A 21,118-nucleotide genomic window follows, 5' to 3' on the forward strand; every position below is an offset into this window, starting at 1 on the left:
AGCGCCCCGGTCATGGAGGGAAAGCCCGCGCACGGCATCCCGCTACAGCCCCACCCAGCCCAGTAGGCAAAGCCCCCACCCATTCCCGGTGTAACGGGAACCGGTCCCGAGGATTGCTCTAGGGGAACACGCAAGGTCGCGAGGACCTTTGCCGCTTGGCGCGGCGCATCAAAACGGGATGGTGGGTATCCCCCCACCAGGGACTGCTGAAAAGGGGCACGCATGAGCAAGGGCTTCGAGTCGCCTACGGACTGTCTGCTGTACGGCCAGCGCACGGACAGGCCGCCGGTCCTGGTCGCGAGCGCATTCCTCGTAGGTGGGCTGAGCGAGTACATGCCCCTGGGCGCCGTGGGCAAAGTCCACACCGAGCTGGAGGAACTTGCCCGGCTGGCCCCTCCCAACCACCACGCGCAGCTCCTGTCGGTCATGCAGGCCACCCACCAGCCCCTGGTGGGACTGGGTAAGCCCGGCTCACCGCGCCGCGAGGAGCTGGTCCCCCATCTCGAAAAGCTCGTCCAGCTGGCCCCCCAGGGCATGGGCAAGTCCGCGCGCATCGTCAGGAAGATGCTGGGCCTCGACGTCCATGAGCAGCACGCTTCTCCCTCCAAGCGAAGAGCGGCCAAACCCTTGAGTCCCGAACTCCATTCACAAGAGAAGGCGCTCTGGAAGCAGGTCTATGCCAGCGCCTACGGAGTGGCCTTCCGGATTCTGCGCGACTCGTCCGAGGCGGAGAGCATCGCACAGCATGCCACGTTCACCATGTTCCGCAGCCCCACCATGCGGGCCGAGCAGGAGATGGGCCCGCTGCGGGCCTTCGCCTGTGAGGTCTCGCGGAATGAGGCCATGAAGCAGCTCAAGCTACGGGAGAAGCTCGATGCGCTGGACGAAGGGGCGCGTGCGCCCCACTCCTCCCAGGCAGAACTCGGTGATTCCCGCGCCGAGCCCCCGGACTACGGCCCGGCGCTCGGTACTCTCCGCCGCCTCCACGATGTGGTCCCGAAGATGTACGGGACCCTGCTCTTCGCTGAAACGCTGTTGGAGCCGGAGCAGTACTACGAGCTGCTGTCGGCCTGGCTCGGCAAGACTCCAGCGGCACTGCGGGTCACCGTCTGCCGCGCGCGGATGAAGTTCAAGGAGATGTTGAACCAGGCGGAGCCAGCGAGCCACAGCGTCGAAACAGCCATGCGTACCCTGGAGCCCCTGGCCCTGGCGCTGGCCGAGGCCGCCCTCACCAGCGAGAAGGAGTGGCCCGACCCCGAGGACGATGGGCCGGACGGCGGGGGAAGCCCGACAAGAGGCAAGCAGGACAAACATCCTGAGCCAGAAGACAGTGGCTCGAGAGACAACGGAGTCGGAGCAATGGCTGGCACCAAGGGCACTGATGACCGAAGCGAGCGCCTGATTGCCATGGTTCTCAATCATACGGCCAAGGCGAAGAAGCCCATTCCCGACCACTTTTTCGACGCTGCAGGGTCTGGGCTACTCGATGCCGAAGCCTGCGATGTTCTTCGCGCTCAGGATCCAATCCGTATGGAGTCGGCCAGCAGGTCTTGCCATGGCTCCATGGGAAGAAGAGAGGCTTTCCTTGAAGCACTCTTTGAGTCCGTGGATTGCGTCATCCATGTTTCCCCCGAGGAGCAACAGCTCGTACGGGCACGGGAAAGACCCCTGACACTCATCCTGGCCTCCATGCTCGGAAAGCCGACCCCAAGCGGGATCATCAAACTAAAGAGAGCATTGGACGATAGGCTTCAATCCAGCAGGTCGCCACGAGGCAGAATCGTCGTGTTGGACCTTCTCTCGACAACGGACATGGCCGCTGACGATGCGGCCCATCTGTCATCCGCAATTGAGAGCCTTGAACTCAGCACGACACACAAGCTCCATGTAATCTCCAGACATCCAGAACTGCAGAGTCTGCTCAGAAGACATGGACTCAAAGTACATGCATCACGCGGAGAGGCCCTACTGCACATCTCAGCCGACCACGGCTTGGATAGGTAAGGACTCATGAAGACATTCGCTCTCCCATTCCTTGAGGGAGCGAATGATGGGCAAGCTGCCGTTCGCGGCAACCCATGATCTACAGGTTGTCACGGCCCCCCCAGCGGGGGGGCAACGCCACAGGAACACAAGACGAGCCCCAGAAGCCCACGTCCTGCTGCGTCCCGCCTGGGACCACTTGGCCGGCGTGTGCCCCAAGGTGCTGCACCGCCCCTGCTCCGGCCCGGCACGTCTCCCTTCGGGAATCCCGACCTGCACGGCGAGGAGGCACCCCGGTAGCCGGCGGCAGCGGAAGGAACATTCATTCCGCGTGTCCTCGCCCCCATGGCCGAGCGGGGTGTCGTGTCCTGCCGCATCTTGAAGGACTGCGGTCCACCCCCCCGTCGTCATGAGGATTTCGCCAGGTAATGAAGGGAAGGAACCTTCGGGGCGCGGACGTCGACGGTTCGGCGCTGCCCTCCTGGGATGCGAGCGCGAAGCCATCTTGCATCATGCCCATCATGTCGCGCAGGCACGGCACTACGAGCTCGCGCGGCGAGGACCGTCAACGGTTGCAGCGCGTCCTGACACGGAATCCGCGCCATCAGGAAGACGGGGCTCGGGTGGCCCCGGCGGGAACTCCAGCTCGAAGTGGATATCCGGACCGAGATAATGGGCGTGCTCGGAGAGATGTGTCACTCGACGGCCCCTGCCCGCCTCCTCATCCACTGGAGCCGCTGCTCGCATGGCTCGGATGCCACATCCTCGTGGAGGAGCGGGGCACCATCACAGCGCACCCAGCAGAGGCCCGGGCCGACGGGAAGCGGGAGGTGGGTGGCCTCTCACGGAATACCACCCCACAGAGCCAGCGGACGCGAAACCGTGCCGCCGACGGTACCAGCGCCCCTCCAGGGGCGAACGTCCAAGGCCCGTACCTGGGCAGTGCTTCAACGGAGGCTTCATACCCTTCGCGGCGGGAGGGTCAGCCCGGGTGCTGGCGAAAGTCTCCGCAGGGGGCGGAGCTTCGACGCACACCAACGCCGCCTCGGCGCTGGAGTCACGCGCCTCCGTCGCCAGCTCGTCCTGCGGCACCGCAGCGCCCCCTCGATGAGGCCGCCGCACTCGCGTGCAAGTCTTCTTGCGGAAACGGGAAGCCCTTTCAGGTCAGGGCTGGCTCGAGCGGTGTGGCGCCCTGCCCACCTTCTTCACGATTTCGACCTTCATGCGGAGCAGTTCGCGGCTCTCGCCCTGCGTCCCACACACCTCGCCGTCCCTCAAGGGGCCCATGGGCGCGGAGTCGCCCGCCACGTGGCACCAGTAGCGGACGCTGTATTCCCGCGCCATGGGGCCGGTGAGCCGGAGCGCGAAGGACTCGAGGCGGCGTGACTGCCCCGAGGTACCGCAGCGGCTTCCCTCTTCCATCCACGGCGAGTCGCCATGGTCCTGGACATGGCACCGGTACTGGAGGCCCAGTCCCTTGAAGGACCCGGGCACGTGGAACTCGAACTGCTCGATGCGCCGCGGCTCCGTCGGCAGCCAGGCCTCGGAGGTGTACCGCTGGTCACCGACGTAGGCGCTGTGCACCGTGCCTTCCAGCGGGACGGAGGCGAAGGCCGTCGTGGGCAGGGTCGCAGCGAGCATCATCGAGAGGAAGCGCTTCTTCATTGCCGGATTCCTGGGGAGGGCACTGTCTGGCGTGTTTAGACGATTCTCGCCCTGTTTAAATCAATCCAAACATTGACACTCTGATTTCGGCGCTCGCAATGTCGGCCCGTCGCCGAGGCCGGCGACAGAGAGCGCGCTCACGCCGCGGGCAGGCCCACGGCGCGCATCGATGCCATCTCGTCCACGACGCTCATTGCTGGGGAGTGCACCATGCCGAAGTCGAAGCAACCCTCGTCCCGCCTCCGTCCCGCCCACCGAGCCTGGCCGGCGCTCGCTGCCCTCGCCCTGGCCGTGGTGGCGCCGGCGGCCCATGCCGATTCGGCGGTCTACGGTGGCGGCCCGTTCTATTCCGGCGGCACCGCGGTGATGGACGACCTGCGCGGCTCGGGCTTCACCACCGTCATCCTGTGGAGCTTCCACATCGAGGACAACGGCGACCTCGTCTACAACGACATCCCGGTGGTCAGGAACGGCGCGTACATCGGTGACCCGGCCTGGCCGACGCGGCTGGCCACGCTCAAGACGGCGCCGACCTCGGTCAATCGCATCGAAGTGTCGATTGGCGCCTGGAGCGTTCCCGATTTCGAGCGCATGGCCAGGCTGGTCAACGGCACCGCCGCCGGCTGTGGCAGCACCCTCGTCTGCGGCACCGGCAGCAACAGCATCCTGTACCGCAACTTCCAGGCGCTGAAGACGGCCACCGGCGCCGACGCGGTCAACTTCGATGACGAGAGCGCCTACGACCTCGCTCCGACCACCCAGTTCGGTCAGATGCTCATCGGCCAGGGCTACAAAGTCACCTTCGCGCCCTACACCAATCAGACCTTCTGGAGGAACCTCAAGAACAACCTCGGCAGCGCCGTCGACACCATCTACCTGCAGGTCTACGACGGCGGCGCCGGCAACAATCCGGCGAGCTGGAACACCGCGATGGGCATGACTGTCGACCCGGGCCTGTGGTCGCGCCACGGCACCGGCTGCAGCAGCGGTGACAGTCCGGCCACGGTGCAGAGCAAGATGAGCAACTGGAAGAGCACCGCCGGCATCAGCGGCGGCTTCATGTGGCTGTACGACGACATCCAGAAGTGCTGGGCGCAGGGCACGACCGCGCAGTACGCGGCGGCCATCAACACCGCGGTCAGCGGCAACACCCCGCCGGTGGCCAACTTCGGCGTCACCGTGAGCGGACTGACCGCGACCTTCAGCGACGCCTCCAGCGACAGCGACGGCAGCATCGCCTCGCGCAGCTGGAACTTCGGCGATGGCAGCGGCTCGACCGCGACCAACCCCAGCCGCGTCTACGCCAGCGCGGGCAACTACAACGTCAGCCTGACGGTGACCGACAACGGCGGCGCCAGCCACACCAGGACGCAGACCGTCTCGGTCGGCGCTGGCAACATCAACCTGGCGCTCAACAAGCCGGCGACCGGCTCCACCGCCTGCAACAGCAGCGAAACGCCGGCCAAGGCGGTCAATGGCAGCGTCTCCGGGGGCACCACCGACAAGTTCTGCTCGTTGACCGCTTCGTCCTGGCTGCAGGTCGATCTCGGCTCGGCGCAGACGGTCAGCAGCTTCGTGGTCAAGCATGCCGGCGCGGGCGGCGAAGCGAGCACCTGGAACACCCGGGCCTTCACCATCCAGACCTCCAGCAACGGCACCAGCTGGAGCACCCCGGTGACGGTGACCACCAACACCGCCAGCACCTCGACCCACGCCATCAGCGCCACGTCGGCGCGCTACATCAAGCTCAACGTGACCACCCCGACCCAGAACGGCGACCCGGCGACGCGCATCTACGAGTTCGAGGTGCGCTGACCCCTCCGCTCCGACAGGCCGCCCCGGTGGCCTGTCGGCAGCAGCCACCCGGGGGCCGCGACACCAAAGACAGCTGTGAAGGGGTTCTCCCGGACTTGCCCGAGCCCCGAGGGCATGCTGAAAAGCCCGGCCCATAGCCCTGGACATGGGCGCGGAGGTCCGTGGTGGAGATCGAGAAGCCGTACGTTCTGTTTCTGGGTGACGTTCCCGACCAGCTCGCCGCCAAGACGGCGCACGGCATCGTCGACTGGCGGCCCGACTGGTGCGTGGGGCAGCTCCGGCTGGAGGGCTGCAAGGCGGACTGCGGCCTGCCGGACCTGGACATCGCCCAGGCGAAGGCGAAGGGCGCGAAGACGCTCATCGTGGGCGTGGCCAACGCGGGTGGCGTGCTGCCGGAGCACTGGATTGGCAAGCTGGTGGAGGCGCTCGATGCGGGAATGGACATCGCCACCGGGCTGCACAAGCGGCTGAGCGCCTTCCCCGCCATCGCCGCGGCGGCCGCGCGCAATGGCCGCAAGCTGCACGACGTGCGCATCCCCGACATGGACTTCGCTACCGGCAAGGGCACGAAGCGCCCGGGCCTGCGGCTCTTGACGGTGGGCACGGACTGCTCGGTGGGCAAGAAGTACACGGTGCTCGCGCTGGAGAAGGAGATGCGCGCGCGGGGCCTCAAGGCGGATTTCCGCGCCACCGGGCAGACGGGCATCTTCATCTCCGGGCGCGGCGTGGCCATTGACGCGGTGGTGTCGGACTTCGTCGCCGGCGCGGCCGAGTGGCTCTCCCCCGCCAACGACGCGGACCACTGGGACCTGGTGGAAGGCCAGGGCTCGCTGTTCCACCCGTCCTTCGCGGGCGTCACCCTGGGGCTGCTCCACGGCGCGCAGCCGGACGCCTTCGTCGTCTGTCACGAGCCCACGCGCACGAAGATGCGCGGCGTCCAGCATCCCCTCCCCTCCATCCAGGCCGTCATCGACCGGACCATCCTGGAGGGGCAGCTCACCAACCCGCGCATCCAGTGCACGGGCCTCGCCATCAACACCGAGCACCTGGGCGAGAAGGAGGCGCTGGAGCTGCTGGAGCGCACGGGCCGCGAGCACGGGCTGCCGTGCGTGGACCCCATCCGCACCGGCGTCGGGCCCCTCGTCGAGGAGCTGGCGCGCCGCTTCCCGGCCCGGAGCTGACCGCCCATGCGAAAGCTCACCGTCACCCACGAGAGCTGGCCCATTGCCGGGCGCTTCACCATCTCCCGCGGCTCCAAGACTTCGGCCGAGGTGGTCGTCGTCACGCTGGAGGAAGACGGCGCCGTGGGGCGCGGGGAGTGCGTCCCCTATGCCCGCTATGGCGAGACGCTCGAAGGCGTCATGGCGGCGCTGGAGGCGGCCCGTCCGCGAATCGAAGCGGGGCTGGAGCGGGACGGAATCGCCGGAGTGCTGGAGCCGAAGGCCGCGCGCAACGCGCTGGACTGCGCGCTGTGGGACTTGGAGGCGAAGCGAAGCGGAAAGCCCGTCTGGGCGCTGCTGGGGATGTCCGAGCCCCGGCCGCTCGTCACCGCGTACACGCTGAGCCTCGATACCACCGAGGCGATGCGCGCGGCCGCACAGAAGGCGGCGCACCGGCCGCTGCTGAAGGTGAAGCTCGGGCGCGGGGAGGAGGACATCGAGCGGCTGCGCGCCATCCGCGCGGGGGCTCCGGCGAGCCGGCTCATCGTGGATGCGAACGAGGGCTGGAAGCCGGAGGCGCTGCCCGCCCTGTTCGACGCCTGCGCGGAGCTGGGCGTGGTGATGGTGGAGCAGCCGCTTCCCGCCGGGAATGACGGGGCGCTCCAGGGGCTGCGGCGCTCGGTGCCCGTCTGCGCCGACGAGTCCGCGCATGACCGGCACGGACTGGGGACGCTGCTGGGGAAGTACGACGCCATCAACATCAAGCTGGACAAGACCGGAGGCCTGACGGAGGCGCTGGCGCTCGCGGCGGCCGCGCGGGGCGAGGGGCTCCAGCTGATGGTGGGCTGCATGGTGGCGACGTCACTGGCCATGGCGCCCGCGATGCTCGTCGCGCAGGGGGCCGCCGTGGTGGACCTGGACGGGCCACTGCTGCTCTCCCGGGACAGGGTGCCCGGCATCCGCTTCGAGGGGAGCGAGATGTCCTGGCCGCCCCGCGAGCTCTGGGGCTGAGGGCCGGGCGGTTCGTCCGCTCCGCGTCATGCGGGCGGGCCGCTCCTGCCTGGGAGCGCAGGGGCACCACGCGAAACTCCAAGTGAGCGCGCCTCGGGGGCCACCTCTTCCAGCGCCTGCACCTCGTTTGGACCCGGGCCCGTCCTACCCTCCATAGGGCGCGGCGAACTCCGCCCACCGGTGGTTGGGCTGCAGGCCCGTGCCGGGATTCTCATTCCGATTGGCGTCGGTGCGCAGCTCCCGCGCGGACGCGGCCAGCGCCTCGATGGACCGCACCCGCGCGTTGATGTCCGAGTCCTCCGCGCCCTCCAGCGTCGCAATCCACGTCCGCATGAAGCGGACCGCGTAGAGCACCTCGGTGCGGTCGAAGACTTCCCCCGTCTGCTTCAGGTCCTCCTCGACGAGGTAGATGAACATGCGGGCGAAGTTCGCGAACATCCGGCTGTGGACCGGGCGCCGCCGGTCGTTGTCGGGCGGCGGGCTGAAGTTGTCACGCAGTTGCTTGAAGCTGAAGGTGCGCACGCTCGCCAGCTTTCCTGTTCCGGCCCGGAAGCCCGGCGCATCCATCCATCCCCGAGCCGCGGACTTCTCCACCGCCATCTTCGCGACGATGAAGGCGTGGTGGACGTCGTAGTCGGGCAGCAGCACCGACTCCAGGTAGTCCCCGATGAAGGTGGCGAAGCTGTCACCCTCGTACAGGAGCGCCGGGTCTCTCAAGAACGACATCACGAACCACGTCTGCTGGAAGACCTGGCTCTGTTTGATGCGGGCCTCGGTATGGGACGGCGTGTCGTGGATGGTCTGGTCGATGATGGGCGGCAGCAGCGTGCACGGGTGATTGGTGGTGTTGCAGGCCGTCTGCGCGGGGCGAGCCAGGGGCTGGATGCGCAGATGGTCGCCCGTCTCCCAGATGGGGTTGCGGGCGATGACCTTCTCCAGATGGTCGGAGATGTGCGGCGTGCCGCCTCCGACACTCGCGTCCACCAGGAAGTCCGGGTAGCGGTGGGTGCCGTGCCGCAGCATGTGCTGGAACACCTGGAGCGAGCGGTACTTCAGCCGCATCCACTCGCACGCCCGCGGGTAGTCCTCCAGCCGCGCGCCGCCGAGGTCCGGATTGCACTCCGTCATCTCGTGCGCGGCGTCGTAGTAACCCCAGAGGTTCGCGTCGGTCGGGTTGGCCAGGTAGGCGTCCACGCGCTGGTACCACTCGGCGCGCGCGGCGGCGCGAGGGCTCGACGCCAGGTCGGGGAACCACTCGAAGACGGAGCGGTGCTCGTCGCCGTGGAAGCCGTCCTCGGCGAGGTGGTCGAACGGCAGCCCCATCCGCAGGTGACGCAGGTCGATGGCGAGCAGCTCGGCATGCGCCTGACGCGCCCTGGCCAGCGAGTCGATGCGCCCGGTGGCCCACAGCAGCTTCCGGTCGTTGACGAGGTGGTCCATGAAGGCCTCGTCCCGCTCGCGCTGCGCGGTGGAGTCGTGGACAGGCAGGCCGGGAGTCCGGGTGGGAAAGGGCTCGTAGGCGGGCTGGAGCGGACGGAAGCGCGCCGGATGGAGCAGGCGGGTCATCCCCTGCCGCTGGCGCAGCACGTGGACCAGCCCGACGATGGCGCGGGCCCGGTCCTCGTCCACGTGCGTGCGCGCGCGGCGGAGGAGGTCCGCGTCCGTGTAGCCCACGCGCGCCAGTTCGATGCCGTCCGGGCTGTGGCAACTGGCACACGCGCCCCGGGTGCCTTCGTAGCGCCAGGCTGCGAGCCCCGCCGCGTAACGTGCCGCCAGCGCTTCTTCGCTGAGCGCGTTGGCCGCCACGTAGGGCGTGCCACACCGCGGGTCCGTCCCGGGGGACTCGGGACAGAGCAGCGACTCCGGATACGCGACGGCCTCGGCAACGGGGTCTCCCGAAGGAGGAGGAGGCAGCGGGGGGCCCGGCTCTGCCGGTGGCTGGCTGCCGTCACTGCAGGCCACCAGGGACAGCAACGTCCCCAGCGCGATGAGACTCCTCACCGTCTTGCCTCGGGATGGACCTCTGGAATGGATGTCTTTGGCGGAGACGGAGCGCATGGGCGGCATTTCACCACGAGTGGAACCTCCCCGTCCCATCCACGTTGACGGGTTCCGAGGCGCGAATCCATTCCGGGCTCCGTGGCTCCTACTGACATGGACCCGTCAGGAGGGAATCCGCACATGCGCATCCAACATTTCTTCGACCCACAGACCTCTACCCTGACCTATGCGGTGTACGAGCCGGCCACGCGTGACGCGGTGGTCATCGACCCGGTGCTGGGCTACGACCCGGCCGCCTCGCAGACCTCTACCGAACCCGTGGAGGCGGTGGCCGCCTTCCTGGAGCAGCAGCAACTGAAGCTCCACTTCGTGCTGGAGACGCACGCGCACGCGGACCACCTCTCCGGCTCCCAGTTCCTCAAGCGCCGCTTTGGCGCCCCGGTGGCCATTGGCGCGCGCATCCGCGAAGTGCAGGCCACCTTCCATGCGCTCTTCGATTTGCCAGCGGACGTCCCCACCGACGGGAGCCAGTTCGACCGGCTCCTGTCGGATGGAGATGCGTTCAGCGCGGGGGCCCTGCGCATCGGTGTCATCGCCACACCGGGGCACACGCCCGCCTGTGTCAGCTACCTCATCGGCGACGCGGTCTTCACCGGGGATGCGCTCTTCATGGAGGACTCCGGCACCGGCCGGTGCGACTTCCCCCGGGGCAGCGCCAGCGACCTGTACCACTCGGTGCATGACCGGCTGTATGCGCTGCCGGACACCACGCGCATCTTCGTGGGCCACGACTACCAGCCCGAGGGCCGCCCCCTGCGCTTCGAGACGACCGTGGGTTCGTCCAAGCAGGGCAACGTGCAACTGAAGGCTTCCACGTCGAAGGAGGAGTACGTGCGATTCCGCACCACGCGCGACGCCACGCTGAAGGCGCCGCGGCTGCTGCTGCCCAGTGTCCAGGTGAACGTGGATGCCGGACGCCTGCCCCGCCCCCACGCCAACGGCATGCGCTACCTGCACACCCCCGTCAACGCCTTCCGCGCGGCGGACGAGGTGGGCACCCCGCTCCCCAAGTGAGGGGGTGTCGCGTCCCCAGGTCTGCACCCGGCACGACCTCCGCCCCACTGCCACCCTCGACGCCGTGCGTAGCGTTACGCAGTTCGGCCTTCACCACGCTGTTGCAGCCTTCCTCGGGGTTCAAGTCCGGTGCGTAGCCCGGGAGCCGCTCGAGGAGGAAGTCCTCGGGGTGCCAATGCACCCCGAAGTTGCGCTCAATGAGGTGCGCGACGCGCTTGAGCGTCCAGCGCTCTGTGGGAAACCCGCATGTGCGCGCTCCCGCCCGTACCAACCCTGCGACCTGCTGCCCTTCCTCCAGGCTCAGCTTCGACAGGCAGCCAGTGCGCGGCCGCGCCTTCAGCCCGTGCATGCTGCCGCCCGCGTCGTGGAGTCGCCGCACCCAGCGACTGACAGACGCCTCGCTCACGCCCACGCTGCGCGCCACCTCCGCTTGCGTCACGCGGCCCCGCCGCAGCATTCGTCCGGCTGCCAGCCGCCGCTCCTCGAGCTGCCGCACCGTCAACGGCCTCGGCTGCCATGCCATGGCCAGCCCCCTCCATGGCATGACCCTCCGGCCCCCTACCCGACTTCCCTGAAGGGGTTCAGGGGCGCCTGGTGGACACGGTCTTCTTGGCCGTGGTGCGCGCCGGGGCCTTCCGGTCACGCATCACGGAGCGCATGCCGCCGCATGGGCTACGTCGTGCTCACCGCGAGGCGTCGCGCCCTGGGGAAGTGACGCCTCGCTCCAGGACGACTGCCAGGACTACGGAGGCGTGTGGGTGATGCTCAGGGTGTAGGTGCCCACGGCGTAGCCTCGCACCATGAGGTAGGCCTCCGGCGTGGCGGGCGAATACGTCAGCTCGCAGCTCTCGGTGGCGCCCGAGATGTACGGACGGCAGTTGTAGGCGTTGAACGTGGGCGGCGCGTTCCAGCGGACATACAGGTCCGGGTCCCCCGTGCCCGTCATCAGCACCTTGAACTTCGTCCCGGGCCCGGCGCAGTAGGGGCCGTATTGGACCTCCTGCCCGACGGCGACGCTGCCACTCCTGGTGTCCGTGCGCGTGTAGGTCACCTTCAGCTCCACGCCGGAGTAGGCAGAGTATCCACGCAGCATGACGTACCACCTGCTCCCGGGCGCCGGGTTGGGGAAGACACAGGTCTCGTTGTTGCCACTCAGGTACGGGCGGCAATCGTAGCTGGTGAGCGTCGGCGGCGAGCCCGACTTCACGTACAGGTCCACGTCACCCGTGCCACCGCTGATGCTGAAGGTGAGGGTCCCCTGCATGGGCTGTCCACAGGTCCCCGCGGCGGGCACGTCGAAGAAGTAGTGCTTCACGCTGTCCTTGGGGCCTCCCAGGCCCGTCACGGGCACGTCGTTCCTGAGCGGCAGCGCCACCGCCAGCGGAGGCACGCCCACGGCCAGCCACGCGTCCGACACCGCCTGCACCGTGGCCGCGTCGTACCCCAGCGCCTGCGCCGCCTGTCCCATGAGCAGCTTCGCCTGCTCGAAGGTGGTGGTGGACACGAAGTAGTCCACGCTGGCCTTGTAGAAGATGCGACCGGCCTTCTCCGGGCCAATGGCCGTCACGGAGTTGGACGTCTTGCCGCGTGGGTGCGTGCCGCCCTTGGACAGCAGCGCGAACACCAGGTTGCTGATGCCGGAGCTGTAGTGCACGTCCACGCCGGACGCGTAGTCCCCGTAGTAGTCCAGCGAGACACCGTCCAGGGTCGGGTTGTCCATGTAGCGCAGCGCGTCCCCGGGGATGGAAGGCGTCCAGACGTCCTCACCAATCTTGAAGACGTCCGGGTCCGTGGACCAGCCGCGCGACCAGCTCTCGCACACGCCGGCGAAGACGTCGGACAGGGACTCGTTGAGGCCGCCAGACTCGTCCGCGTAGACGAGGTTCGACTCGTACTCCGTCACGGCGTGGGTCAGCTCGTGGACGGTGACGTCCGGGTCCTTGCCCAGCTCGATGGAGTTCACGCCGTCGCCGTCGCCGTACACCATCTGGGTGCCGTTCCAGAACGCGTTCACGTAGTTGGTGTAGTAGTGCACCGTGCCGGTGAGGGAGTGGCCCGCGTTGTCGTACGAGTCGCGGCCGAACAGCGCGTTGTAGCAGGTGTATGTGAATCCGAGGGCGTCGTAGACCGCGTCCACGTGGGCGTCGCCCGTGGGGACATCGTCGATGCGCTTCGGGGTGCCCGGCAGGGTGGTGCCGTTGTTGGCGCTGTAGACGCGGAGACTGACCGTATGGATTTTCGGGTGCACGGCCAGCACGCCGCCGCGCTCCGCGTCCACGTACACCCGGTCGTCCGCCGGCAGCTCGCCGCGGCGGCCCGTCACGCGCACCTCATAGGCCAGCGCCGTCTGACGCCCGCCCTGCCCCAAGAGGTACACCAGCTGCGCGGCGCCCTCGGCCACCGCGCCGCTGACGTCCGAGCCGCGAACCGCGGCGCTCACCGCCGCCGCTTCCGACACCGTGGGGGCCACCGCCGCCTTCACCCCATCCCGCGCCGAGCCGTTCGCCGCGTAGATGAGTCCCTCGGCGTCCGCGTGCACAATCAGCTCGCCGCCCACCACCTTCAGCCCGTTCTTGAGTTGCTGGAAGCGCAGGTGCTGATGGCCCCGCTCGTCCCGGTTCACCCGCGACAACACCAGGTCCTCCCCTCGCAGGCGGAAGACGGGAGCAATGCCGCGAAGCGACTCGCGCAGCGAGACGTCGTCCCGCATCGCCTGCGCCTTCACTCCCGTGCCAACGCGCCCCAGCTGGCCCCGGATGAAGAAGGGAATCTCTCCCTCCATCCCCAGGACCTCTGCCTTCGGGAGGGCGCTCAGTGACGCCTGGACGTCGCTCGCGTCCTTCTCGACCGGGGCAGCTGCCTTCTCCTCCCCCACCCCACCGCACGCGGAGAGCAAGAGGCCAGCCCAGACAGCGCATACACTGCTCAATAGCGGCTTCTTCACGTTATCCCCCGTTGCAAGGAATCGATGGTTTGTACGCAAAACGCCTGTCAATGTCCATGGCGCGCACCAATTCCCTCACGCCGCCGCGCGGCAAGCGCAGGCGGCAGGCAATCCCTCTCAAGCCGAGGTCAGCAACCCCAGACATGGGAGCCACTGCTCGCGTTGCGATTGCCTCCGAGGACGAAGGACATGCCCTCCGGCACACGGGGACCGGGCCCCAGGTGTACCGAGGTAGCTGATGGATTCATGACCTGCTCAGCGTCTGCCCTTCCACGAGCACCTGGCCTCTCAGCACTTCCACGTTCTGCCCAGGCACGGCAATCACCAGCCGGTCTCCCACCACCAGGGTCGCGACATGGAGTTCGACAGGCTGAGCAGGGCCAGGGCTCCCGCCCAGACAAGAAGGCCCGCCGCCGTGAGCAGGAGACCTGCCCGGCGCGGGCGTGGCAGGTGGGCGGGCCCGCGCCACGAGCGGGCCCGGCAGAGGGGCTACTCGCAGTAGACGAAGTCGATCAGGGTGAACTTGTAGGGCTCTCGGAGCCGGCTCGCGAAACGAAGCCGCCGGCGCTCCCGCACCTCGCCCCGGACGTCATAGTGGACCTCGTCGCACCTCACGCCAGCGAAGGTCCAGCGCTTGTCGAGCTCGGTCCGCACGTAGCTCTCGTCCGCGAAGGACTGGGTGTCCTGCTCCGAGGCCGAAGGCGGGAACAACTCCGTGAAGGCGATGTCCCGGGGCTGCATGGCGCGCAGGGCGTTGAGGATTCCGAGGGCAATGGCCCGGGCGGCCTTCTGGGTGTACTCGGGCTGCGCCAGGCGCCGGTCCTCCTCGGGGTCGTTGAGCGGTGAGACTTCGACGAGCACCGCGGGCATCCGGACCCGCTTGAGCACGAAGAGCGGGGACGGCTCCACCCCATTGTTGAACGTGCCGAGGGAGCGCGACAGCGCGGACACGATGTTCTGCGCAATGGGCAGCGCCTGGGCGTCTCCGGGGGCGATATGCGTCCGGGACGCCCTGAAAAGTTCCGGCCGGACCCCGGGGAGGTCCTTGGGCATGAAGTCGTGGTGGATGCTGATGAAGAGGTCGCAGCCCTTCGCGTTGGCGAAGTCGCTGCGGCATTGCAGCTCGGCATCCCGGTCGGGCTCCTGGCTGCAGCGCACATCGTCCGTGCGGGTCATCTCCACCTTCGCGCCAGCCGCGACGAGGTCCCCCTGGAGGGCCCGGGCAACGCGCAGGTTCACCGAGCCCTCGGTCTGGCCAGAGGCCACGCCCTTCGTTCCTCCCGTGTAGAAGTCACTGGGGTATCTGCCCTCACCACCATGCCCGGGGTCGATGCAGAGGGTCTGCCCCGCGAGTGGAGCACGGGGGTTCCATGGCTCGGCGGACGGCCGCCACGCGCTCCTGAGATATCGCTCATGGAAGTGGTTTTGAGCGCACAGGCCCGTGCCGGCGAGTGCGCCCAGGCCCAGCAGGCCCGCCATCAGCCTTGATTTTCTCACTTTCTCTTTTTTAGAACAAATACGCATTGATGGCGAATGGCGCCTCAATATGCTCCGTGCCATGCCCTCCCGGCGTCTGCTGCGGTTCGCGAGGACTGTACTGTGTGCCGCGGTGGCGCTCTTCGTCACCGTCACGCTCGTGCTGGTCTGGACGGTGCCGGATGTCTCCCCCCTGGCGAGCCAGCTTCCGGAGCGCACGAGCTATATGCGCGTACGGGCTGCCACGCTGGGCTTGCCCGAGGACCACTACAGCAGCCAGCCCATGGAGGTGGTGGCCGCCGCCCCGCTCCTTGTGTGCGCCATCATCAAATCAGAGGACCTCGCCTTCTTCCGCCACGGCGGCCTGGACTGGGGCCAGCTCAGGTATGCCCTGCGCTCCGTGAGGAACAGGGGCACGGGCGCCAGCACCATCACCCAACAACTGGCTCGCAACCTGTTCCTGGACCCGGAGCAGTCCCTGGTGCGCAAGCTGCGCGAAGCCATCATCGCCCTTGCACTCGAGCGGAAGCTCTCCAAGCACCGCATCCTCGAGCTCTACCTCAACATCATCGAGTGGGGCCCCGACATCTGGGGCATCGTGGCCGCGGCCCAGCACTACTTCCAGAAGGCCCCGCCCGCGCTGGATGTCTTCGAGGCCAGCTTCCTCGCGGCGCTCATCCCAGCGCCGCGGCAGCCGCTGCAGGGCCCCAATCTCGCGCGAGCCGAGGAGGTGCAGCACCGGGTGCTCTACCAGCTCTACACTTCGGGCATCATCGAGGAGGGGGACTGGCGCCAGGCCATGGCGCGCTCCAGGTCCACCTTCGACTGCCTTCGCCAGGAGCGGCCTCTTGAAGAAGCCCTGGCCTGCACGCAGTCGCCAGGGGAGGCAGGTGCCGAAGCCAGGCCTGCCCTTCGCGTCCGGGAGGAAGAGGCGCCACTGCCGCGGTCTGCCTGGCTGGAGACCGGATGCGGCATGGCGCGCGACCTGCGCGAGGCGCGGCGCGGGCCGGGCGTGAGCGGCAGCGTCCAGGGGGGGCCTTCCAGTTGAGGGCGGGCCACCCCTGTCGTAGCGCAACCCGGACGCATTGAATGGAGCCCCGGCTTCCTCCTAGGTTCATCGGTACGATGCGCCATGAAGCAGGGCCGCTCCCTTCCCCCTCCGCCGTGACACCCGCGGAGAGTCCGCGGCGGTCGCGGGTTGCCTCGCACGTCTGGCCCGTCGTCCTCGTGTTCGGAACGATGGCGCTGCGCCTCTGGTTCTCCCAGCGGACGGGGACGTACTACGAGGACGCGCTCATCACCCTGCGCTACGTGGACAACGTCATCGCCGGCCGGGGCTTCGTCTACAACGTCGGGGAGCAGGTCCTGGGCACGACGACGCCGCTGTACGCGCTGCTGCTCGCGCTGCCGGGCTTCGTCGTCGGGTCCGGCAGCCTCCAGGGGCTCTCCGTCGGCCTCGGCATCCTGTGCAGCGGCGTGAGCGCGTGGCTCATCTGGGTGCTGTGCTGGCAGCTCCGCTTCCCCCGGCTCACGCCGCTGGTGGCCTGCGCGTTGATGGCGGTCGACGCCCAGGCCATGGTCGTGGGCGTCTCGGGCATGGAGACACCCCTCGTCGTCGCGCTGATGCTCGCGTCGCTCTGCCTCTACCTGGGCGGGCGGCGCACCGCGTCCGCCGTGGCGCTCGCCGCCCTGGTGATGTGCCGCGTGGACACCCTGCTCTGGGTCGTCCTCCTCGCGGCGCTCGCGTGGTGGGAGCAGCGGCGCTTCCCCTTCCAGGAGCTGGGCGTCTTCTGCGCGGTCCTCGCTCCGTGGCTCCTCTTCGCCACCGTCTACTTCGGCTCGCCCATTCCGCAGTCGGTGACGGCCAAGGCCGTGGCGTACGTGCCGGGCTGGAAGCAGGGCCCGGGCGGGCTCCATGGCCAGCTCATGACCATCTACAACGCGCTGACCATGATGGACCGCTCCGGCCCGTGGTGGCTGCTGGGGGGCTTCTGGGCGGTGGGCGCCGTCCAGACGGTGCGCCGGTACCGGCGGGCCCTGCCCCTCACCGCCTTCGGGGTGCTCTACTTCGCCTACCTCCTCTTCCTGGTGCCGCGCATCTTCAACTGGTACCTCGTCCCCCTGGAGCTGTCGCTGTTCCTCGTCGCGGGGCTCGGCGCTGGCACCCTGGCGGACGCGCTGGGGCGCCTTCCAGGGCCCCGGGTGCTCCGGATGGGCGTGGCGGCGGCGCTCCCCCTGCTGCTGCTGGGGCACCAATGGATGGTGATGGTGAAGAGCACGCGACGGATGCGCCAGTTCATGGAGAACGAGCAGGCCGTGCGCATGGCGGCCGGCGCGTGGCTCAAGGCCAACACGCCCGCGTCCGCCACCGTGTACACGGAGGCCATCGGGTTCATCGGCTACTACTCGGAGCGCTACGTCTGGGACTCCGTGGGGCTGGTGTCGCCCCGGCTCACGGACTTCCGCAGGCGCTTCCCGGACAACCGCTGGTTCTACGAGTCGCTCAAGGCCCTGCGCCCGGACTACCTGGTGCTGCGCTCCTACGAGCGGGAGGAGAACACCCTCTTCGGGGGCGAGGGGCCCCTGCTGCCCGGCGACGCCGTCGCGTGGTTCGACGCGACGTACCGGGTCGAGCGCGAGTTCGTCGCTCCCAATGGCACCTGGGGAAGGCTGGGGCGCATGTCCATCTACAAGCGCGTGGCGGAGCCCGCGGCGCCGTAGGCGCAGGCCGGCTTCGTCCGCTCCGCGTCATGGGGCTGCATCCGCCGCTTGCCCTGCGCCCTGTGGGCGCACAGCATGCGCGGCCGTGTCCGCCACCCCCGAGAGCCCCTCCCCGCACCGCACGTACACCGAGCGCCGCGCCGCCGCGCAGGCGGACCTGACCGCGCTGGACCGCGTGAGCGCGCGCTACGCCAACCTGCGCACCCTCGCCTTCCTGGCCGCCGTCGGTCTCGCCGGCTTCGTCCTCGCGGGACGGCTGGCCAAGGCCTGGTGGTGGGGCGCGGCGGGCGCCGTCGTCGTCTACGGCGTACTTGCCGTCCTGCACCACCAGGTGTTCCGCCGCGAGGCGCGGGCGAAGCTGTACGTGCTGCTCAACGAGCGCGGCCTGGCGCGGCTCGGCCGGGGCTGGCACGAGTTCACCGAGCGCGGTGAGCGCTTCCTCTCCGCCAGCCACCTCTACACGCCGGACCTGGACGTGTTCGGCCAGGGCAGCCTCTTCCAGCTCATGAACGAGACGGCGACGCGCGCGGGCGAGGAGCGGCTGGCGGCGTGGCTGTCCGGCCCCGCCTCGGCGGCCGAGGTGGAGGCACGGCAGGGCGCGGCGCGGGAGCTGGCCCCGCGCGTGGACTTCCGGCAGGACCTCTGCGTGGACTCGCGGGTGGCGGCGCGCGAGAAGGCGGAGCCGAACCTGTTCATCCGCTGGGCCGAAGCGGGGCCGTCGCTGGACGCCATCCGCTGGGCACGGCCGGTGGCGGTGGTGCTGCCGCTGGTGACGCTGGCGCTCTACGTCCTGGGCAAGTTCGGCGTGCTGCCGGAGGCCACGGTGTGGCTGGGACTGGCCGCACAGCTCGCGGTGGCGTTCATCACCCGCCGCACGTTGCAGGCCATGGACCAGAGCGTGGAGGCGGGAGAGCGCGGCTTCGTGCGCTACGCCCCTCTCTTCGAGCGCGTGGAGGGCCAGCGCTTCGAGCACCCGAAGCTGCGCCAGCTCCAGTCCGGCCTGCAGCGGCCGGGCGAGAAGCCCGTGTCCGCGCACTTCGCGCGCTTCAGCCGGCTGTTCTCCTTCATCGAGTTCAAGCGGCACCAGTTCCACCCGCTGGTGCACTGGCTCACGCTGTGGGACATCCATGCGCTGTTCGCCCTGGAGCGCTGGCGCGCCGCGCACGGGGCGCAGGTGCGGCACTGGTTCGAGGCGTTCGCGGAGCTGGAGGCGCTGTCGTGCGTGGCGGGGCTCGCGCACGACAGGCCGGAGTTCACCTGGCCGGTGCTGGAAGCGCAGGGCCCGCTCGTCGAGGCGACGGTGCTGGGGCATCCCCTGCTGGACGCGCCGGTGCCCAACGACGTGTCCCTGCCGGGGCCCCGGCACGCGCTGCTCATCACCGGCTCCAACATGAGCGGCAAGACGACGCTGATGCGGGCGATGGGCGCCAACGTGGTGCTCGCGCTCGCGGGCGCGCCGGTGTGCGCGAAGACCTTCCGCCTGTCACCGCTCCAGGTGCTCACCAGCATGCGGGTGAAGGACTCGCTGGAGCGCGGCGTGTCGTACTTCTACGCCGAGGTGCAGCGCATCAAGGCGGTGCTGGACGCGGCCCAGGCGGCCCAGGCGGCCCGGGGGCAGGCGCTGTTCCTGCTCGACGAAATCCTGCTCGGCACCAATACGCGCGAGCGGCAGATTGCCTCGCGCGAGGTGCTGCGCCTGCTGCTGGGCACGGGCGCGTGCGGCGCGGTGACGACGCATGACCTGTCCCTGGCCGTGCTCGCGGACGACCCCGGTGCGCACGTGGTCAACGTCCACTTCAGGGACCACCTCGAGGACGGGAAGATGGTGTTCGACTACAAGCTGCGCCAGGGCGTGGTGGACACGACCAACGCGCTGCGGGTGCTGCGCCTGGCCGGCGTACCAGTGGACGACCCCGAGGCTCCGGCGCGGTAGGCCCTGAGCGGCGGGCCCCGGAGTCCGCTTCCGAGGCCCGCTGCGACTTCACGGCATCCACGGCTGGAAACGACACGGGCCCCGGGGTTGCCCCCGAGGCCCGCTGTCACTTCACGGTGCGGCTTTCGACTACTTCGCCGACTCGACGAGCATGGCGAAGCCCATGCCGCCGCCGATGCACATGCTGACGACGCCGTAGCGGCCGCCGCGGCGCTTCAGCTCGCGCAGAATCGTGGCCACCATGCGCGCGCCGGACACGCCCAGCGGGTGGCCCAGGGCGGTGGCGCCGCCGTTCGGGTTCACCTTGTCCAGGGGGATGCCCAGCTCGCGGATGCAGTGCAGCGCCTGCGCCGCGAAGGCCTCGTTCAGCTCGAAGACGTCGATGTCCTTCACCTCGAGCTTGTTGCGCGCCAGCAGCTTGCGCACCGCCGGCACCGGGCCCACGCCCATGATTTCCGGGGGCACGCCCGCGACCACGGAGTCCACGTAGTAGCCCAGCGGCTTCACGCCGAGCTCCTTCGCCTTCGCCTCGCTCATCACCACCGCCGCCGCCGCGCCGTCCGTCAGCGGCGACGCGTTGCCCGCCGTCACCACGCCCTTGGCGTTGAAGGCCGGACGCAGCTTCGCCAGGCCCTCCAGCGTGGTGTCCGGACGGAGGATGGTGTCCACCGACACCGTCACCGTCTTCGCCGTGCCGTCCTCGTCGAAGTACGTCGTCGTCACGGGGACGATTTCGTCCTTGAACTTGCCCTGCTCGCGCGCGGTGGCGGCACGGCGCTGGCTCTCGTAGGCGAACTTGTCCGCGTCCTCGCGCGTGACGCTGTAGCGCGTGGCGATGTTCTCCGCGGTGGCGCCCATGGAGGTGTAGACCTCCGGCAGCTTCGCCATGACGTCCGGGTTGGCGCTCGTCTTGTTGCCACCCATCGGCACCATCGTCATCGACTCGGTGCCGCCGCCGATGCCGATTTCAATGCTCCCCGCGAGAATCGCCTGCGCCACCTGGGCGATGGACTGCGAGCCCGACGAGCAGAAGCGGTTGATGGTCATCGCCGGCACCGTGTCCGGCAGGCCGGCGAGCAGGGTGGCGATGCGCGCCACGTTCATCCCCTGCTCCGCCTCCGGCATGGCACAGCCCAGGATGACGTCCTCCACGTCCGCCGGCTTCAGGCCGGGGACCTGGGCAACGGCCTCCTTGATGGCGATGGCGGCCAGGGTGTCCGGCCGCGTGTCCTTGAACTCTCCCTTGTGCGCGCGGGTGAAGGGCGTGCGCACCGCGCTGGCAATCACGACTCGACCAGGCATCTTGAGTGTCTCCTTGCCCGGGGGGCACCCGGG

General features: G+C 68.9%; 14 protein-coding genes. 8 read left to right on the plus strand and 6 right to left on the minus strand.

Annotation, left to right across the window (positions count from 1 at the left end):
- Positions 1-222: 222 nt before the first annotated feature.
- Positions 223-2,004, plus strand: coding sequence for an RNA polymerase sigma factor (locus tag ACX9TP_RS33770; protein WP_482974763.1), 1,782 nt, complete (start codon positions 223-225; stop codon positions 2,002-2,004).
- Positions 2,005-3,147: 1,143 nt separating this feature from the next.
- Here ACX9TP_RS33770 and ACX9TP_RS33775 read toward each other — a convergent pair.
- Positions 3,148-3,648, minus strand: a complete 501-nt coding sequence (locus ACX9TP_RS33775; protein ID WP_482974764.1) for a hypothetical protein — start codon at positions 3,646-3,648, stop codon at positions 3,148-3,150.
- Positions 3,649-3,858: 210 nt separating this feature from the next.
- Here ACX9TP_RS33775 and ACX9TP_RS33780 point away from each other — a divergent pair, with 210 nt between their 5' ends.
- The 3 genes from ACX9TP_RS33780 (at position 3,859) to dgcA (ending at position 7,634) form a co-directional block, all read left to right on the plus strand.
- Positions 3,859-5,463 carry a PKD domain-containing protein gene (locus tag ACX9TP_RS33780; RefSeq protein ID WP_482974765.1) on the plus strand — a complete coding sequence of 535 codons (1,605 nt, stop codon included), beginning with the start codon at positions 3,859-3,861 and terminating at the stop codon, positions 5,461-5,463.
- 164 nt (positions 5,464-5,627) lie between these two features.
- A complete protein-coding gene (dgcN, locus tag ACX9TP_RS33785; protein ID WP_482974766.1) occupies positions 5,628-6,644 on the plus strand; it encodes an N-acetyltransferase DgcN in 1,017 nt (338 codons plus the stop codon).
- A gap of 6 nt (positions 6,645-6,650) precedes the next feature.
- Entirely contained in the window at positions 6,651-7,634 is a 984-nt protein-coding gene (dgcA, locus tag ACX9TP_RS33790) for an N-acetyl-D-Glu racemase DgcA (protein WP_482974767.1), read from the plus strand.
- Positions 7,635-7,778: 144 nt separating this feature from the next.
- On the opposite strand, the gene ACX9TP_RS33795 is transcribed toward dgcA, so the two are convergent.
- Positions 7,779-9,635: a hypothetical protein gene (locus ACX9TP_RS33795; RefSeq protein ID WP_482974768.1), complete on the minus strand. Its 1,857-nt coding sequence runs from the start codon at positions 9,633-9,635 to the stop codon at positions 7,779-7,781.
- 180 nt (positions 9,636-9,815) lie between these two features.
- Between ACX9TP_RS33795 and ACX9TP_RS33800 the strand changes: the two genes are divergently transcribed.
- Positions 9,816-10,709, plus strand: coding sequence for an MBL fold metallo-hydrolase (locus ACX9TP_RS33800; protein WP_482974769.1), 894 nt, complete (start codon positions 9,816-9,818; stop codon positions 10,707-10,709).
- On the opposite strand, the gene ACX9TP_RS33805 is transcribed toward ACX9TP_RS33800, so the two are convergent.
- The 3 genes from ACX9TP_RS33805 to ACX9TP_RS33815 all read right to left on the minus strand — a co-directional run bounded on the left by ACX9TP_RS33805 (position 10,660) and on the right by ACX9TP_RS33815 (position 15,213).
- Complete coding sequence (locus ACX9TP_RS33805) at positions 10,660-11,232, minus strand: helix-turn-helix domain-containing protein (protein ID WP_482974770.1); 573 nt, start codon at positions 11,230-11,232, stop codon at positions 10,660-10,662. The two genes, ACX9TP_RS33800 and ACX9TP_RS33805, sit on opposite strands and share 50 nt — an antisense overlap.
- A gap of 219 nt (positions 11,233-11,451) precedes the next feature.
- Complete coding sequence (locus ACX9TP_RS33810) at positions 11,452-13,491, minus strand: M4 family metallopeptidase (RefSeq protein WP_482974771.1); 2,040 nt, start codon at positions 13,489-13,491, stop codon at positions 11,452-11,454.
- Between the two features lie 651 nt (positions 13,492-14,142).
- Positions 14,143-15,213: an N-acetylmuramoyl-L-alanine amidase family protein gene (locus tag ACX9TP_RS33815; RefSeq protein ID WP_482974772.1), complete on the minus strand. Its 1,071-nt coding sequence runs from the start codon at positions 15,211-15,213 to the stop codon at positions 14,143-14,145.
- Between ACX9TP_RS33815 and ACX9TP_RS33820 the strand changes: the two genes are divergently transcribed.
- From ACX9TP_RS33820 to ACX9TP_RS33830, 3 genes are all read left to right on the plus strand, one after another.
- Entirely contained in the window at positions 15,212-16,177 is a 966-nt protein-coding gene (locus ACX9TP_RS33820) for a transglycosylase domain-containing protein (protein WP_482974773.1), read from the plus strand. The two genes, ACX9TP_RS33815 and ACX9TP_RS33820, sit on opposite strands and share 2 nt — an antisense overlap.
- Positions 16,178-16,368: 191 nt before the next feature.
- A complete protein-coding gene (locus ACX9TP_RS33825; RefSeq protein WP_482974774.1) occupies positions 16,369-17,850 on the plus strand; it encodes a hypothetical protein in 1,482 nt (493 codons plus the stop codon).
- 85 nt (positions 17,851-17,935) lie between these two features.
- Positions 17,936-19,783 carry a MutS-related protein gene (locus ACX9TP_RS33830; RefSeq protein ID WP_482974775.1) on the plus strand — a complete coding sequence of 616 codons (1,848 nt, stop codon included), beginning with the start codon at positions 17,936-17,938 and terminating at the stop codon, positions 19,781-19,783.
- Between the two features lie 129 nt (positions 19,784-19,912).
- On the opposite strand, the gene ACX9TP_RS33835 is transcribed toward ACX9TP_RS33830, so the two are convergent.
- Positions 19,913-21,085, minus strand: a complete 1,173-nt coding sequence (locus tag ACX9TP_RS33835; RefSeq protein WP_482974776.1) for a thiolase family protein — start codon at positions 21,083-21,085, stop codon at positions 19,913-19,915.
- Positions 21,086-21,118: the final 33 nt, after the last annotated feature.

Source organism: Pyxidicoccus sp. M15, from assembly GCF_056858435.1.

Excerpts from the sequence above, each read along its gene's own strand:
- dgcA (WP_482974767.1), top strand. The coding sequence starts at position 6,651 with ATGCGAAAGCTCACCGTCACCCACGAGAGCTGGCCCATTGCCGGGCGC.
- ACX9TP_RS33775 (WP_482974764.1), bottom strand. The coding sequence starts at position 3,648 with ATGAAGAAGCGCTTCCTCTCGATGATGCTCGCTGCGACCCTGCCCACG.
- ACX9TP_RS33770 (WP_482974763.1), top strand. The coding sequence starts at position 223 with ATGAGCAAGGGCTTCGAGTCGCCTACGGACTGTCTGCTGTACGGCCAG.
- ACX9TP_RS33825 (WP_482974774.1), top strand. The coding sequence starts at position 16,369 with ATGGCGCTGCGCCTCTGGTTCTCCCAGCGGACGGGGACGTACTACGAG.
- ACX9TP_RS33835 (WP_482974776.1), bottom strand. The coding sequence starts at position 21,085 with ATGCCTGGTCGAGTCGTGATTGCCAGCGCGGTGCGCACGCCCTTCACC.
- ACX9TP_RS33810 (WP_482974771.1), bottom strand. The coding sequence starts at position 13,491 with ATGGAGGGAGAGATTCCCTTCTTCATCCGGGGCCAGCTGGGGCGCGTT.
- ACX9TP_RS33800 (WP_482974769.1), top strand. The coding sequence starts at position 9,816 with ATGCGCATCCAACATTTCTTCGACCCACAGACCTCTACCCTGACCTAT.
- ACX9TP_RS33780 (WP_482974765.1), top strand. The coding sequence starts at position 3,859 with ATGCCGAAGTCGAAGCAACCCTCGTCCCGCCTCCGTCCCGCCCACCGA.
- ACX9TP_RS33805 (WP_482974770.1), bottom strand. The coding sequence starts at position 11,232 with ATGGCATGGCAGCCGAGGCCGTTGACGGTGCGGCAGCTCGAGGAGCGG.
- ACX9TP_RS33815 (WP_482974772.1), bottom strand. The coding sequence starts at position 15,213 with ATGGCACGGAGCATATTGAGGCGCCATTCGCCATCAATGCGTATTTGT.
- ACX9TP_RS33820 (WP_482974773.1), top strand. The coding sequence starts at position 15,212 with ATGCCCTCCCGGCGTCTGCTGCGGTTCGCGAGGACTGTACTGTGTGCC.